Raw genomic sequence first — 15,835 nt, forward strand, 5'->3', positions numbered from 1 at the left:
ATCAGCGCGGCTTGATCGAGCGCTGGAATTCCGCCGGCGTTCGCCCGTAGACCTGCCTGAACGCGGAGCTGAAATGGCTGTGGCTGGAGAAGCCGAGGTCCAGGCCGAGCGTGGTCAGATTGTCGTAGCGGCCAAGCAGGTCGAGCGCGCGCGCCAGCCGCAGGCGCAGATGGTAGCGATAGAGCGGCATCGCCTCGACCTGCTGGAAAACCTGCGTGAGATAAACCGGTGATACCCCGACTTCAGCGGCGATCTCGGCCAGCGTCCAGCGCCGCGAAAGATCCGAGGACAGGACGAGCTTGGCGCGATCGACCAGCTTCTGCCGGCCAGCGCTGGCGCCGGCGGCATGCGAGGTGCTCTCGCCGAGGGAGCGCCGCACCAGCGTCAGCGCCAGGGTTTCGGCCTCCAGCGTTTCGGCAATGTTGCGGCTCAGGCTGTAGCGCAGCACCGCCACCAGCGCCTGAGCCCGCGGGTCGATGCGGCGGCGCTGACGACGAAACGCCACGGCGCTGCCCGAGCGCAACTGCTCCTTCGGCGTCAGCTCCTGCAGTTGCGCCTCCTCGACAACGAGATCGAGGCAGGAATCGCCACCCTCGACGGGATGGCTGATCCGGTAGCCTTCGGCGTTGTTGAAGAACAACAACTGGTTGGCTTCGGCGACCGCATCGTTGCGGCCGACATGGCGCACGAAGACGCCGCGATAGGGAAACACAAGATGCGTGGCAGCGGTGCACTCTTCTTCGCTCTTGTGCCGGCATTCGCCGCTGCAGAGGACATCCCTCACCCTGACGGTGCCGGTGTCCAGAAGCGTCTGTACCGTGAACTGCGACATGGTGAGCTGAGACATGGCCGTTGCATTCTACCCTTGCGCCGAAAGCTGCTCCGGCACATTAGGCGATTGGCTTGTCCAAACCTGTCAGGAGACTTCACCTGTCGGGCCCTTCGTACGGCCATGGCTCAGTCCCACAAACGGCGCATGTATTCGCAGTGAGCTTGGCTGCGCGACAGGCCGATGTCCTTGAGCTGTTCGTCGGTCATTTCGAGCAAGGCAAGGCGGCTTCGGCGCCTTTCCAGTTGACGGCCGATCCAGTTGGCCGCCGCGATGCCTTGTGTCCGCAAGGACCGCCGGAACGTCGCGGTTTGAGTTGTCGGCTGATGTGCGAGGCATTGCGCCGCCGCTGCATGATCGGGGCGCATCGCTCAGGCTTCCCCGTTGCCGGCCACTGATGCGCCGGCCACTGATGCGCCGGCTTCGTTCAGCGCAATCGCGCATTCCTCACAGCAGACCTCGACGGTCTTGCCGCCGACCTTGACGCGGATCGGATTGGCGTCCAGCTGGCAATCGCAGGCAGCGCAGGTTTTCTCGGTCATGACGTCATCTCCTTGGCGTTCGGTTCGACACGGAGAGATGAGCATTCCGGGGCGGCACCGGCTGTCAGAATCTTTAGCTCTTTGTGTGCTGCCGACGCTGCTCCTGACAGAAGGCTGTCAGCAGGCGCAAGCTCAAGGCGCCGCAACATGCAGCGCCGGTGGCATCAGGCTGTGGGGTCGTCGTTGCCGGGTATGAAGGCGTCGAAGGCGGCGAGCAACTGCTCGCGATAGACATCGGCCTCCTGCAGGATCTCGTGTTTCGAGCCATCGATCATCAGCAGCGAGCCGAGGCGCAGACGCCTGGCGTAGGCTTCCACGGCCTTGGTCGAGACGACCTGATCGGCGCCGGCGGCGATCATCAGCAGCGGCACCTGGATCCTGGCCATGAAGTCGGGCTCGCTGATGGCTTCGCCTGCCTTGATTGCCGCCTGCAGCCAGCGGATCGTCGGCCCGCCGAGCGCCAGTTGCGGATAGTGCTCGTAGATTTTCGTGTTGCGCTGATAGCGCCCGGGGTCCGATGTCACCTTGTTGAGGGCGAAGGGCAGGGTTTCCCTGGGACGCGGACCCCAGGCGGCGTAGAGCCGACCGAAGCCGAGAAAGCACAATACCGAGCAGACGCGGCGCGCCATTTTTGCCGACACGGGCGAGTCGGGCACCGTCAGGAAAGGCGCAATCAGCACCATTCGACGCACCCGGTTGACCATCGACGGCGCCGCGAGCAGCGCGATCACGGCGCCCATCGAATGGGCGAGGATGTAATACGGGCCGCGGCAGTCGGGCAGCACGATGTCCTCGAAGAACTGTTCGAGGTCGCCGGTGTAATCGTAGAAGGAGCGGACATAGCCGCGTTGCGGGTCGGCGATCAGCCGGTCGGAATCGCCCTGGCCGCGCCAGTCGAGCGTGGCGACGCCGAGGCCGCGGTCGGTCAGGTTGCGGATGGTTTCGAAATATTTCTCGATGCACTCGTTGCGGCCGGGCAGCAGCACGACGGTGCCTTTCAGCGGCCGGGTGACCGCGGCAAACAGGCCGTAGCGGATCTTCTTGCCGTCGCGCGTGGTGAAAAAGCCGCCGGCGACATTTTGCGGCGGCGGATTGCCTGGCGTGGGATGGAAGAGATCCGTCATTAGGCGCTTGCGTCTTCGTGGTGTCTCACCCGGCAGGGCGTCGGCATGGTGATAGACGCCAATGGATGAAAAGCAAAGGGAGGACGCCAAGGGGGCGGACGAACAACAAGCAAGGCCGGAAGCAGCCTGCGGCGGCGTGCTTCCGGCCTCTGTCGATCCGGGAGGAAGGGACGTTACACCCGGTCGGCCTCGTCGCGGCGCTTTCATCCGGCGCCGCCTGGTTCTTTATCCTGGGGGCACTCTAGCGCCGGCCGGCTGAACGGGCGCCGAAGCAGCGGTTCATCTGCCGTTCATCGACGCCTCGATTGGCGCTCTTCAAAAATCCTTGAAATGCGCTTTTGCGCTCCCCAAATGTCGGATGCAGCCGCCGATGTCGGGGCTGCTGGTCCACCCGAAACGCCTTTCCAGGGTTTCGCACCGGCCACACGCAAACATGTTGCTCAACAGGAGAACACCTCATGCGTCACGTTGATTTTTCCCCACTCTATCGCTCGACCGTCGGCTTCGACCGCCTGTTCACCATGCTCGACTCGCTGGCCCAGCCCGATGGCGCGCAGACCTATCCGCCCTACAACATCGAGCGCACCGGCGAGGACGCCTATCGCATCTCGATGGCGGTTGCCGGCTTCTCGGACGAAGAGATTTCGATCGAAGCCCACCGCAACGTGCTGACCGTCAAGGGTGAGCGCAAGGAAGAGGGCAATGGCGAAGGCTCCGAGCTGCTCTACCGCGGCATTGCCTCGCGTTCGTTCGAGCGCCGCTTCCAGCTTGCCGACCATGTCGAGGTCGTCGGCGCCACCCTGAAGAACGGCCTGCTTTTCGTCGACCTTAAGCGCAACATCCCCGAGGAGCTGAAGCCGCGCAAGATCGCGATTACCGCCTCTTCGGCCAACGCCAAGCAGATCGAGGCCAAGAACGCCGCGTGATCAAGAGGGCGGCGTCACAACGCCCAAGGTTGAAAGCGTCTCCTCCCGAGACGAAAGCGGCGCCGCGAGGCGCCGCTTTTTTTCGCCGCAGCCTCTGTCACCCCAACCGAAGAGTTCTGGCTCTTTTGCGGCGGGCGCCGTCTTCCCATGAAGGGCGATGTCTGATCTTTCGGCTGATTTTTCCCTGGCCCTAACGGCAACCATTGCGGTGACCTTCCTGCTGGCCGGCATCGTCAAGGGCGTTACCGGTATGGGACTGCCGACGTTGGCGATGGGGCTGCTGGGCACAATCATGCCGCCGGTCGCCGCGGCTTCGCTGCTGATCGTGCCGTCCTTCGTCACCAATATCTGGCAGCTGTTTGCCGGCCCGAGCTTCGGATGGATCCTCAGGCGGCTGTGGCTGATGATGGTCGGCATCGTCGCCGGCACGCTGGCCGGCTCATGGCTGCTGGCCAGCGACAATGTCAAATGGACGACGGCCGGCCTCGGGGCGGCGCTGATCGTCTATGCCGTCTATACGCTGCTGGCGCGGCAGTTGACGGTTCCCGCGTCAGCCGAGCGCTGGTCGTCGCCCATCGTCGGTTTCCTTACCGGCATCGTCACCGGCGGCACCGGCGTGTTCGTCGTGCCCGCTGTACCTTACATTCAGGCGCTGGGCTTGAGCCGTGACGATCTGATCCAGGCGCTCGGCCTGTCCTTCACCGTGTCGACGATCGCGCTCGCTGCCGGCCTTGCCTCGCACGGCGCGTTCCAGGTCGGGCATGTCGCCATGTCGTCGCTGGCGGTTGCGCCGGCCTTGCTCGGCATGTGGCTCGGACAGTTGCTCCGGCAGCGGATCAGCCCGGCGACCTTCCGGCGCTGGTTTCTTATTTTCCTGATCTTGCTTGGCCTCGAGCTTTTGGCGCGGCCTTTCCTTGCTTAGCGATCGGTGCCGGTTGCGAGAACGGCCTCGACGTTTTGCCGGTGGACGGGCTCGTACAGCGCGAAGTACTCGACCGCGCCCGTGGCGAATATGTCGGCGCCGCAGGTTTTCAGATCCTGCTTCGCAAGATCAGGCTCACGCCGGCAGCGAAGCAGTTTTTGAACGTAGGCTTGCGTCGCGGCGATGAGGCCTTTGTCGTAGCCGCCTCGCTCAATCGCTTCGAGCGAGCCGTGATTGGGCAAGATGCGGTCTATCGACCAGCCGGCCATGCGTTCGAGATCGACCAGATGTTGCGCCAGCCGATCCGCCTCGCTGACATAGGTGATCGGATCCTCCAGCGTGTCGCCCGCCAGGAGCAGGCCGGTTTCGGGCATGAACAGCACCGTGCCGTCATGGCTGTGGATTTCGACCTGACGCAGTTCGACGGCGATCGATCCAACGGCGAGGTCAAGACTGCCTGCGAAGGTCCTGTTCGGCAGCACGAGAGGCTTGATCGGTGGAACACCGCTTTCGATCTCAGCCCGGTTGTTCGCGAGCGCCGAGGCGGTGAGCGTGTTGGCGATAATCTCGCAATCCTGAAACACCTCATTGCCGGCAATATGATCGTCATGCCAGTGGCTGAGCACGACTCGGATCGATGTTGCGCCCATGTCTTCGAGCGTCTGCCTGATGAAGCGCGCGTGAGGCAGCGAAATATGCGTGTCGTAGACAAGCGCCTGCGAGCCATCGACGATCGCATAGGTGCAGATGCCGAGGGCATAGGCGCCGTCGTCCAGCCAGTTCGGCTCGTCCGACCAGGCGCGAACGCCGTCAACGCGGCCATCGTAGAAGCCGAGCACGTTTGGCGCCGGGCGAACCAGCCGCATGGTTGAGCCGAGAGGTGGCTTTGTCATTGGCGCGGTCTCGCGGGTTCAGGCGATCATCTGCCCGAAGCGATCGACCTCATCTGAAGTCGTGGCAAAGCTCGTGACGAAGCGATAGAGCAACTCGTCGTCGCCGACATGGCCGTCGAAGCCGTGCGGCCTGTGCCAGTCGTAAAAGGCGGCGCCGAGGGATTGCAGCCTTTCGGCTTCCGCCTTTTTCATCACCGCGAACACCTCGTTGGCCTGCGGCAACCAGGCGAGCTTAGCCGTTGCCGAATCCTCGATCGCAGCCGCCAGGCGCGCGGCCATGGCATTGGCATGACGGGCCATGTCCAGCCACAGGCCGTCCGTGAAGTAGGCGTCGAACTGCGCTGCGATGAAGCGCGACTTGGAGAACAGCTGTGCGGCGCGCTTGCGCAGGAAGGACAGCTCCTTGGCGCGGTCTAGATCGAACAGCACCACCGCTTCGGCGCACCAGCAGCCGTTCTTGGTGCCGCCGAACGAGACGATATCGACGCCGCGCTTCCAGGTCATTTCGGCCGGCGTCGTCTCAAGCGCGACCAATGCGTTGGCAAAACGGGCGCCGTCCATATGCAGCGGCAGGGAAAAGCGTTTGGCGATCTCCGAAATGGTGGAAATGTCGTCGAGCCCGTACACTGTGCCGACTTCGGTCGATTGGGTGATCGAGACGGCCGTCGGGCGTCCCCAATGGACGATTTCGGGTGCGAAACGGGCGACGGCCCGTTCAAGATTGTGCGGATCGATCTTGCCCAGGGCGCCGTCGACAGCATGGAGACGCGAGCCGCCGCTGAAATATTCCGGCGCGCCGCATTCGTCCTCGATGATGTGCGATTCGCGGTGCGCAAAGGAAATGCCGCCGGGCTTGTTGTAAGCGGCCAGGGACAGCGAGTTGGCCGCCGTGCCGGTAGCGACGAAGAACACCGCGACCTCGCGTTCGAAGATCTCGCTGAAACGCTGGTAGACGGCGCGGTCGAGATCGCCATCGCCATAGGCGGTCGAAAAGCCGCCGGCGTTGGCTGACAGCCCGGCGGCAATGTTGGAATGGACGCCCGCCCAGTTGTCGGATGCAAAGAACATCAGGAAAGTCCCTGTCTGGTTGAGAAAGTCTGGTTGCGACAAGAGCGCGACCATGGCCGTTTCGGGGTTTGACGCGCAAGGGCCAAGGGCTGAAAAAGCGGTAAAGCCAAAGGCGATCACGAAGGAGTGCCGGGACCGAAATTTCGTTTCGACAGCGCCCGACGTAATTTTCTGTCGCCAAACGTCCAAGAATTTGGTGAATCGGTCTTGTGTACGCCCAGGATTTCTGACATAAAAATTTAGGACAGTAGTGCTGTCTTATTTTGTCGCACAAGTCAGGCTGGATTGGCGTATCATTTGGGCCACTCCGGCCGTTGCCGCGAGCGACGGGTAGACGGCTCGGCTGTGGCCTGTACGATACCGGATACGAACCGGCGGTGCACCGCACGGTCCGCCAAGGATTTCGAAAAGACGTGCCGCAAGATGAGAGCGGAAGCCAGTCGCTTCCCAAGGTAGACCAGCGCCCCAAATGCTAGACGTGCAAGGGGCCGGAACGGAGGACAGGACGATGACGGAACTGACGCCATCTGCGATTATCGGCCAGGCCGCGCAGACGAAAGCGGCAGCCGTTAAAAATACCGTTCTGACCAAAGAAGGCCAGACCACCAACGGCCTGACCACCAATGGCATGGCCGCGCAGGGTCTCTACGATCCGCGCAACGAGCATGACGCGTGCGGCGTCGGCTTCATCGTCAACATGAAGAACGTGAAGTCGCACCAGATCGTCAAGGACGGGCTCTTCGTGCTCGAAAACCTGACGCATCGCGGCGCTGTCGGCGCCGATCCGCTGATGGGCGACGGCGCCGGCGTGCTGGTGCAGATTCCCGATCATTTCTTCCGCGAAGAGATGGCGGCCCAGGGCGTCGAACTGCCGGCGGCAGGCCAATACGGCGTCGGCCACTGGTTCATGCCGCAGGATGCGGCACTGCGCGCCCATATCGAAGAGATCATCGCCGAATCGGCGCAGTCAGAAGGGCTGCCGCTGCTCGGCTTTCGCGACGTGCCGGTCGACAATTCATCGCTGTCGAAGGCGCCCGATATTGCGGCCTCCGAACCGTTCCATCGCCAGGTCTTCATCGGCCGCACATCGGACATTCCAGATGACGAGGAATACGAGGCCAGGCTGTACCTGCTGCGCAAGGTGATTTCCGGCCGCATCTACGCCGAGAACAACAACAAGGATATCGGCGCCTACTCTGTGTCGCTATCGGCGCGTACCATCGTCTACAAGGGCATGTTCCTGGCCTACCAGGTCGGCGCCTATTACAAGGATTTGTCGGATCCGCGTTTCGAGACCGCGCTGATCCTCGTCCACCAGCGCTTCTCGACCAACACCTTCCCGTCATGGAAGCTCGCGCACCCCTACCGCATGGTCGCGCATAATGGCGAGATCAACACGGTGCGCGGCAACAACAACTGGATGGCGGCGCGCCAGGCCTCGGTCGATTCCGAACTGTTCGGCAACAACATCTCCAAGCTGTGGCCGATCTCCTATGACGGCCAGTCCGACACGGCGTGCTTCGACAATGCGCTCGAATTCCTGTTCCAGGGCGGCTACAGCCTCAGCCACGCCATGATGATGCTGATCCCGGAAGCCTGGGCCGGCAACAAGCTGATGGATGCCGATCGCAAGGCTTTCTACGAATACCATGCAGCGCTTATGGAGCCGTGGGACGGGCCGGCCGCGGTCGCCTTCACCGACGGCCGCCAGATCGGCGCCACGCTCGACCGCAACGGGCTGCGGCCGGCGCGCTACATCGTCACCGACGACGACCGCGTCATCATGGCGTCAGAGGCCGGCGTGCTGCCGGTGCCGGAGGAGAGGATCGTCAAGAAGTGGCGGCTGCAGCCCGGCCGCATGCTTTTGATCGACCTCGCCAAGGGCCGCATCATTTCCGACGAGGAGATCAAGTCGGAGATCGCCACCAGGCATCCCTACAAGACTTGGCTCAACAACACGCAGCTGATCCTCGAGGATCTGAAGCCGGTCGAGCCGCGCGCGCTGCGCAAGGATGTCAGCCTGCTCGATCGCCAGCAGGCTTTCGGCTACACGCAGGAAGACACCAAGCTGTTGATGTCGCCGATGGCGACCACCGGCCAGGAAGCCGTGGGTTCGATGGGCACCGACACGCCGATCTCGGCGATGTCGGACAAGTCGAAGCTGCTCTACACCTATTTCAAACAGAATTTCGCCCAGGTCACCAACCCGCCGATCGACCCGATCCGCGAGGAGCTGGTGATGAGCCTGGTGTCGTTCATCGGGCCGCGGCCGAACATCTTCGACCTGGTCGGCAATTCGCGCCGCAAGCGGCTCGAAGTGCGCCAGCCGATCCTGACCAATGGCGATCTGGAAAAGATCCGCTCGATCGGCCACACCGAGGACCGTTTCGACACCAAGACCATCGACATCACCTACGGGTCGAGCGAGGGCGCGGCCGGCATGCAGGGCGCCGTCGAGCGTCTGTGCGAGCGGGCGGAAGCCGCTGTCGCCGGCGGCTACAACATCATCATCCTGTCCGACCGCCAGGTCGGTCCCGACCGTATCGCCATTCCGGCACTGCTGGCGACGGCTGCCGTGCACCACCATCTGATCCGCAAGGGTCTGCGCACCGCGGTCGGCCTGGTCGTGGAATCCGGCGAGCCGCGCGAAGTGCATCATTTCTGCTGTCTCGCCGGCTACGGCGCCGAGGCGATCAACCCCTACCTTGCCTTCGATACGCTGCTCGACATGCACAAGCGTGGCGAACTGCCGGCTGAGGTTGACGCCTACGAGGTGGTCTCGCGCTACATCAAGTCGATCGGCAAGGGCATCCTCAAGGTGATGTCGAAGATGGGCATCTCCACCTACCAGTCCTATTGCGGCGCGCAGATATTCGACGCCATCGGGCTGAAGTCGGATTTCGTCGAGAAGTACTTCACCGGCACAGCGACGCTGATCGAAGGTGTCGGTCTGGACGAGGTCGCGGCCGAGACGCTCAGCCGCCACACCGACGGTTTCGGCAACGATCCGGTGCTGCGCAACAGCCTCGAGGTCGGCGGCGAGTACATGTACCGCATGCGCGGCGAAGCCCATATGTGGTCGCCCGACGCCGTCGCCACCTTGCAGCACGCCGTGCGTCAGGGCTCGTGGGAGACGTTCAAGGAGTATTCCGCGCAGATCAACAGCGAGACGGCCCGTGCCCAGACCATACGCGGCCTGTTCAGGATCAAGCTTGCGGAAGAGACCGGCCGCAAGAAGGTGGCGATAGAGGACGTGATGTCGGCGGCCGATATCGTCAAGCGCTTCTCGACCGGGGCGATGTCGTTCGGCTCGATCTCGCGCGAGGCACACACGACGCTGGCGCGCGCCATGAACCAGATCGGCGGCAAGTCGAACACCGGCGAGGGCGGCGAAGAGGCCGACCGCTATCTGCCGCTGCCCGGCGGCAGCAAGAACCCCGAACGTTCGGCGATCAAGCAGGTCGCCTCGGGGCGCTTTGGCGTCACCGCCGAGTATCTCGTCAATTCCGATGTCATGCAGATCAAGGTCGCGCAGGGCGCCAAGCCCGGTGAGGGCGGCCAGCTGCCCGGCCACAAGGTCGACGCCACCATCGCCAAGGTCCGGCACTCGACGCCCGGCGTCGGCCTGATCTCGCCGCCGCCGCATCACGACATCTATTCGATCGAGGATCTGGCGCAGCTGATCTACGATCTGAAGAACGTCAACCCGGCGGCCGACGTATCGGTCAAGCTGGTGTCGGAAGTCGGTGTCGGTACGGTTGCGGCCGGCGTCGCCAAGGCACGCGCCGACCACATCACCATATCGGGCTATGATGGCGGCACCGGCGCGTCGCCGCTGACCTCGCTCAAGCATGCCGGCAGCCCGTGGGAAATGGGCCTAGCCGAGACGCACCAGACGCTGGTGCTGAACGGGCTGCGCTCGCGCGTTGCGCTGCAGGTCGATGGCGGCTTGCGCACGGGGCGCGACGTCATCATCGGTGCGCTGCTCGGCGCTGACGAGTTCGGCTTCTCGACCGCGCCGCTGATCGCGGCCGGCTGCATCATGATGCGCAAGTGCCACTTGAACACCTGCCCGGTCGGCGTCGCGACGCAGGACCCGGTTCTGCGCAAGCGTTTCAAGGGCACGCCCGAGCATGTCATCAACTTCTTCTTCTATGTTGCGGAAGAGGTGAGGGGGCTGCTGGCCGAGATGGGCTACACCCATATCGACCAGATCATCGGCGACAGCGACCTGCTGGAAAAGCGCGAGATGATCCAGCATTGGAAGGCGCGTGGGCTCGATTTCGGCAAGATGTTCTTCAAGCCGGACGCGCCGCATGAGGCGGTGCACTGGACCGAACGGCAGAAACACCCGATCGACGATGTACTCGATCGCAAGCTGATCGAACTGGCCAAGCCCGCGCTCGAAAGCAAGCAGCCGGTCAAGATCGAGGTCGACATCCGCAATGTCGATCGCTCCACGGGCGCCATGCTGTCGGGCGAAGTCGCCAAGCGCTTCAGGCACAAGGGCCTGCCCGAGGACACGATCCAGGTGAAGCTGACCGGCACAGCCGGCCAGTCGTTCGGCGCCTTCCTGGCGCGCGGCATCTCGTTCGATCTCGTCGGTGCGGCCAACGACTATGTCGGCAAGGGCCTGTCGGGCGGACGCATCGTCATCCGGCCGCCGGAGGAGTCCAGGATCGTCGCGGCGGAATCGATCATCGTCGGCAACACCGTCCTCTATGGCGCGACCGAGGGCGAGGCCTATTTCGCAGGTGTCGCCGGCGAGCGCTTCGCGGTGCGCAATTCGGGCGTCGCCGCCGTCGTTGAAGGCGTCGGCGATCATGGCTGCGAATACATGACCGGCGGCATCGTCGTCGTCATCGGCCAGACCGGTCGCAACTTCGCTGCCGGTATGTCGGGCGGCGTGGCCTATGTTCTGGATGAGGCCGGCGATTTCGCCGCGCGCTGCAACATGGCGATGGTCGAGCTGGAGCCGGTTCCGGAAGAAGACGATCTGATGGAAAGGCTGCTGCATCATGGCGGTGACCTCGACCACAAGGGTCGCGTCGACGTCTCGGGCGACATGACCACCCATGACGAGGAACGGCTTTACCAGCTTATCTCGAACCACGTCCATTTCACCGGTTCGGTACGCGGCCGCGAGATACTCGACGACTGGACGACCTTCCGGCCGAAATTCCGCAAGATCATGCCGGTCGAATACCGCCGCGCGCTGATCGAGATGGAACGCATGCGCATGGGCGTGGCGGCGGAATAGGTTTTTCGACTTGCCGGGAGGCGCAGGCTTCCCGGCGGAACTTTCAGCGACAGTTTGACCTCGGATGCAAGGTTGCCACGGCTGCCTCAAGGGGTTAACGGGTGCGAAAACCGCACCATCTGGACAGCAGGAACTGGACTATGGGCAAGGTAACAGGCTTTCTCGAAATCGACCGGCAGGTGCACAAGTACCAGCCGGCCTCCGACCGCATCCGGCATTTTCGTGAATTCACGCTGCCGATGTCCGACAAGGAGGTCGAGAAACAGGCGGCGCGCTGCATGGATTGCGGCATCCCGTTCTGCCACGGGCCGACCGGTTGCCCGATCCACAACCAGATCCCGGACTGGAACGACCTCGTCTACAATGGCGACTGGGACAATGCGATCCGCAACCTGCATTCGACCAACAATTTCCCCGAGTTCACCGGCCGCATCTGCCCCGCGCCCTGCGAGGAAGCCTGCACGCTGAACCTCGAGGACATTCCGGTTGCCATCAAGACTGTCGAACAGGCAATCGCCGACAAGGCTTATGAAACCGGCCATATCCGGCCTTATCCGCCAGAGAAGAAGACGGGCAAGCGGGTCGCTGTCATCGGCTCCGGCCCGGCAGGGATGGCGGCGGCGCAGCAGCTTGGCCGCGCCGGCCACGAGGTCAGCGTTTATGAGCGTGAGAGCCGTCCCGGCGGGCTGATGCGCTACGGCATTCCCGACTTCAAGATCGAGAAGCACTATATCGACCGCCGCATCGAGCAGATGCAGGGCGAGGGCGTGACCTTCCATTGCGGCGTCAATGTCGGCGTCGACAAGCCGGTGGCAGAGTTGCTCGCCGGATACGATGCGGTGCTCTATTGCGGCGGTTCGGAATCGCCGCGTCCGGCCAACATTCCGGGCGACGATCTCGGCGGCGTCTATGACGCCATGCCCTATCTGGTGCAGCAGAACCGTCGCGTTGGCGGCGAGCCGATCCAGTCGGTGGCCTGGCCGTCGCATCCGATCATCGCCGGCGGCCAGCATGTCGTCGTCGTCGGCGGCGGCGATACCGCGTCCGACTGCGTCGGCACCGCCTTCCGCCAGGGCGCGGTGCGCGTCACCCAGCTCGACATCCGCCCGCAGCCGCCGGAGAAGGAAGACAAGCTTTCGGTCTGGCCTTACTGGGCGACCAAGATGCGCACCTCGTCCTCACAGGCCGAAGGTGCGGAGCGCGAATTCCAGGTGGCGACGCTCGAATTCATCGGCGAGGACGGCCAACTGACCGGCGTCAAATGCTGTGAAGTCGACGAGAAGCGCAAGCCGATCGCCGGCACCGAATTCGTCATCCGTGCAGACCTCGCCTTCATCGCCATCGGCTTTGCCGGACCGGCTGCCGCCGGCGTCGCGAAAGAGCTGGACGGTGAGATGAAAATCACCACCGACAGCCGCCGTTCCCGCAATGTCGAAGCCAATGATCGCGACTACAAGACCAGCGTCGACAAGCTCTACGCCGCAGGTGATGTGCGCCGCGGCCAGTCGCTGGTTGTGTGGGCGATCCGCGAAGGCCGCCAGGCCGCGCGCTCGATCGATGAAGCGCTGATGGGGTCGACGGTACTCCCCCGTTAACGGTTGATCGCCGTCGTCGTATCCGTCGCGGCAGCGGCCTTGGGCGGCCACGAGAAGTCGTCGGCGCGGCCGGGCGAGGCCTCGGGCGCCTTGCCTTCGAGGATTAGTTTTTCGCCGGGCAGATCCGGATTGGCTTTCGGCGCCGCCGCCGCACCGAGAAGTTCGGTACCGCCGTCGAGCGCCGGATCGTTGAGCAGCATCGGAACGGTGCGGTCGACCACGATCGGGGCGGCGGGCAGCGACGGCGCCTCGACCGGGGCGCCGGCCGGTGCGGCAGCCGTCACCACGCTTCCCGGCGCTGCCAGGCCGAGGATCTTGGCCAGCGGCTTTTCGGTGTAGAAGGCGAGCTTTCGCTTGCCGGCTTTCGAGACGTTGATGCCGTCGTCGGAGCGCAGCCGCACGGCCTGGCCGTTAATGTCGGGGCCGGTCGAGACAAAGGCGCCGTTCTCGTCGACGAACCCATCCCAGACATCGACGAATTCGCCGCCGTTCTTCTCGGCAGCCGAGTGGTAGATGTCGTTGAATGCCAGCATGTCGGAGGTCATCTTCGGCGTCTTGAAGGCTGGCATGCCGACCCACAGATAAGGCACCTTGGTCGCCGCCAGTGCCTTTCCCAAGGCTTCGGTCCGGCGTTCGTATTCCTTGGTCCAGTTCTCGGAGCGCGGCTGCTCGCGCACATCGTTGACGCGCATCTGCTGGCGGTCGTTGGAGCCGAGCATGACGACGACCACGGAGGGTTTTTCGGTCTCGACCAGCGATTTGACCTGTTCGGGCCAGTTGTAGACATCATCGCGCACGAAACCCGAAGAACCGTTGGCGCGCTCGACGATCCTGACGTTGGCATTGTCGGCAAAGGCTGTTTCGAGGCCTTCGGCCAGGCCGTTGGCCATGAAATCGCCGATCACCAGAATGACGCGGGCATCCGGTGTCTTCTCGACAATCGGAGCGGAAGGTTCAACCGGTGCACGGGGCTTCTTCTTGACCTTCGGCTTTGCCTTGCGGACGTCGAGCGGCGGCTCGATGCGTTCGCTGCGGCGCGGGAACAGAAGGTCGCGCAGCGACCAGCCGCGGTTCTGCGGTTGTTCCTGCGCCAAAGCCGGTGTGTGGAAAGTGCCGGCGACCCCCGTCGCCAGGACGACGATGGCCAGAATGAGGATCGGCAAGCGGAAAACGATCACACGGATACGCGCTGCCGGAACCAAGCACCCTCTCCATCCCTTGGTGCATGGCCCTCGCAGGGGATCATGCACAGACCGATGCTACGGCATCCCTTGCGCGTCGCAGATGCGCGCTGCCGTCGCCGGCTCTATTTCTTTCTGAGCCATTTGAGCACTTCCATGCTCGGATACCCGTCCTGGGTCAAGCCGACCGTTGCCTGATAGGTCATGATGGCGGTTTTCGTGCCGTCACCGATCTTGCCGTCGAACTTGCCGTCGTAAAGTCCGTGCTGCGAAAGCCGCTTCTGCAACTCCTGCCTTTCCTCGAAGGACAGTTTGGTGAAGGGCCGCTTCCAGTCCTGCACCAGACCATTAGAGCCGGCGATTTCGTCGGCAAGAAGGCCGACGGCCAGGGCATATTTGTCGGCGTTGTTGTAGGCCTTGATGACGGAGAAGTTCTTGATCATCAGGAATGCCGGTCCGCCGCGGCCGTCCGGCACTTTCAGCGTCGCCTTGTCGGTTGCGTTCTTGAACGGCTTGCCATTGGCCCTGGCGACGCCGAGCGCCTGCCACTGCGCCAATGTCTTCGAGCCGGCAGGCAGTTTGCCGGCCGGAATGGTAACCTCGTAGCCCCAGGTCTTGCCGCCCTGCCAGCCATTCTTCTTCAGCAGATTGGCTGATGTCGCCAACGCATCGGGGATCGAATTCCAGATGTCGCGCTTGCCGTTGCCGTCCATGTCGACGGCATAATGCTGGTAGCTGGTCGGGATGAACTGGGTCTGGCCCATGGCGCCGGCCCAGGAGCCCATCAGGTGGCTTTCGTCGATGTCCCCGGTCTGCAGGATTTTCAGCGCGGCGACCAATTGGGTGCGGGCGAATTTCGAACGCTTCGGGTCGCCATAGGCGAGGGTTGCCAGCGAGCGGATGACATTGCGCATGATGTCGTCGCGCTTGAGGATCTCACCGTAATTCGATTCCATCGACCAGATGGCGAGCAGGATGTAGCGGTCGACGCCGAACCTCGCCTCGATCCGGTCCAGCCACGGCCTCCATTTTTTGGCCATCTGCTGGCCGACGGCAACGGACTGGTCGTGGACGCGGTTGTCGAAATAGTCCCAGGCAGGTGCGGTGAATTCGGGCTGGGTGCGTGCCTTTTCCAGCACCACCGGGTCGGGTTCATTGATGCCCCGGAACGCCCGGTCGTAGACCGCGCCGGAAACGCCGCCCGCCACGGCCGTGGCGCGGAAGCCGGCGACCCATTGCCGAAACCCGGCATCGGCGGAGGCCGGTCCGGCCGGCATCAGCAAGGCGAGCGAGAGGCTGGCCGCCGTCAGCACGCTGGTAAAGAGTTTTGCGGCACTGCGAACGGACATATTTTCCCCTTTCTCTATCTCAGGAAAGACCATTCATCGCCGAACCGGGTTAGCAATTGGTTTACCATAGGCGGCGCCTGGAACGAAAAGACACCTGGATGCTTTACCGGTTGATGTTTCCCTCAATGGCCCGATAATCCCCAATT

The 15,835-nt window shown here is 63.4% G+C and carries 12 protein-coding genes; 4 read left to right on the forward strand and 8 right to left on the reverse strand.

The genetic code is table 11. The features are described 5' to 3' along the window. Window position 1: 1 nt before the first annotated feature. From NKI15_RS11565 to NKI15_RS11580, 4 genes are all read right to left on the reverse strand, one after another. A complete protein-coding gene (locus NKI15_RS11565) occupies window positions 2-832 on the reverse strand; it encodes a helix-turn-helix domain-containing protein (protein ID WP_023683234.1) in 831 nt (276 codons plus the stop codon). 125 nt (window positions 833-957) lie between these two features. Further along, complete coding sequence (locus NKI15_RS11570; RefSeq protein WP_023683235.1) at window positions 958-1,197, reverse strand: DUF1127 domain-containing protein; 240 nt, start codon at window positions 1,195-1,197, stop codon at window positions 958-960. Between the two features lie 3 nt (window positions 1,198-1,200). Continuing rightward, window positions 1,201-1,371 carry a hypothetical protein gene (locus NKI15_RS11575; RefSeq protein WP_023683236.1) on the reverse strand — a complete coding sequence of 57 codons (171 nt, stop codon included), beginning with the start codon at window positions 1,369-1,371 and terminating at the stop codon, window positions 1,201-1,203. 164 nt (window positions 1,372-1,535) lie between these two features. Beyond that, entirely contained in the window at window positions 1,536-2,495 is a 960-nt protein-coding gene (locus tag NKI15_RS11580) for an alpha/beta fold hydrolase (protein WP_023683237.1), read from the reverse strand. A 458-nt stretch (window positions 2,496-2,953) separates the two neighbouring features. Here NKI15_RS11580 and NKI15_RS11585 point away from each other — a divergent pair, with 458 nt between their 5' ends. Then, entirely contained in the window at window positions 2,954-3,421 is a 468-nt protein-coding gene (locus NKI15_RS11585) for an Hsp20 family protein (RefSeq protein ID WP_023671202.1), read from the forward strand. A gap of 157 nt (window positions 3,422-3,578) precedes the next feature. Further along, a complete protein-coding gene (locus NKI15_RS11590; RefSeq protein ID WP_023701029.1) occupies window positions 3,579-4,343 on the forward strand; it encodes a sulfite exporter TauE/SafE family protein in 765 nt (254 codons plus the stop codon). On the opposite strand, the gene NKI15_RS11595 is transcribed toward NKI15_RS11590, so the two are convergent. Both NKI15_RS11595 and NKI15_RS11600 read right to left on the reverse strand, forming a co-directional pair. Then, window positions 4,340-5,236, reverse strand: coding sequence for an MBL fold metallo-hydrolase (locus NKI15_RS11595; RefSeq protein WP_023747133.1), 897 nt, complete (start codon window positions 5,234-5,236; stop codon window positions 4,340-4,342). The genes NKI15_RS11590 and NKI15_RS11595 overlap by 4 nt on opposite strands. A gap of 18 nt (window positions 5,237-5,254) precedes the next feature. Beyond that, complete coding sequence (locus NKI15_RS11600) at window positions 5,255-6,304, reverse strand: threonine aldolase family protein (RefSeq protein WP_023728416.1); 1,050 nt, start codon at window positions 6,302-6,304, stop codon at window positions 5,255-5,257. Between the two features lie 508 nt (window positions 6,305-6,812). On the opposite strand from NKI15_RS11600, the gene gltB reads away from it, so the two are divergent. Together gltB and NKI15_RS11610 are read left to right on the forward strand one after the other, a co-directional pair. Further along, a complete protein-coding gene (gene gltB / locus NKI15_RS11605; protein WP_352513986.1) occupies window positions 6,813-11,564 on the forward strand; it encodes a glutamate synthase large subunit in 4,752 nt (1,583 codons plus the stop codon). A 140-nt stretch (window positions 11,565-11,704) separates the two neighbouring features. Next, on the forward strand, window positions 11,705-13,159 hold the full coding sequence (locus NKI15_RS11610; RefSeq protein WP_023671207.1) for a glutamate synthase subunit beta: 1,455 nt from the start codon (window positions 11,705-11,707) through the stop codon (window positions 13,157-13,159). Here the strand turns inward: NKI15_RS11610 and NKI15_RS11615 are convergent. Both NKI15_RS11615 and NKI15_RS11620 read right to left on the reverse strand, forming a co-directional pair. Continuing rightward, entirely contained in the window at window positions 13,156-14,361 is a 1,206-nt protein-coding gene (locus tag NKI15_RS11615) for an SGNH/GDSL hydrolase family protein (protein WP_023704017.1), read from the reverse strand. The two genes, NKI15_RS11610 and NKI15_RS11615, sit on opposite strands and share 4 nt — an antisense overlap. Window positions 14,362-14,465: 104 nt before the next feature. Further along, window positions 14,466-15,689 carry a lytic murein transglycosylase gene (locus NKI15_RS11620; RefSeq protein WP_023704016.1) on the reverse strand — a complete coding sequence of 408 codons (1,224 nt, stop codon included), beginning with the start codon at window positions 15,687-15,689 and terminating at the stop codon, window positions 14,466-14,468. Window positions 15,690-15,835: the final 146 nt, after the last annotated feature.

Origin of the sequence: Mesorhizobium sp. M0862, from assembly GCF_040319795.1 — a bacterium.
GTDB lineage: Bacteria > Pseudomonadota > Alphaproteobacteria > Rhizobiales > Rhizobiaceae > Mesorhizobium.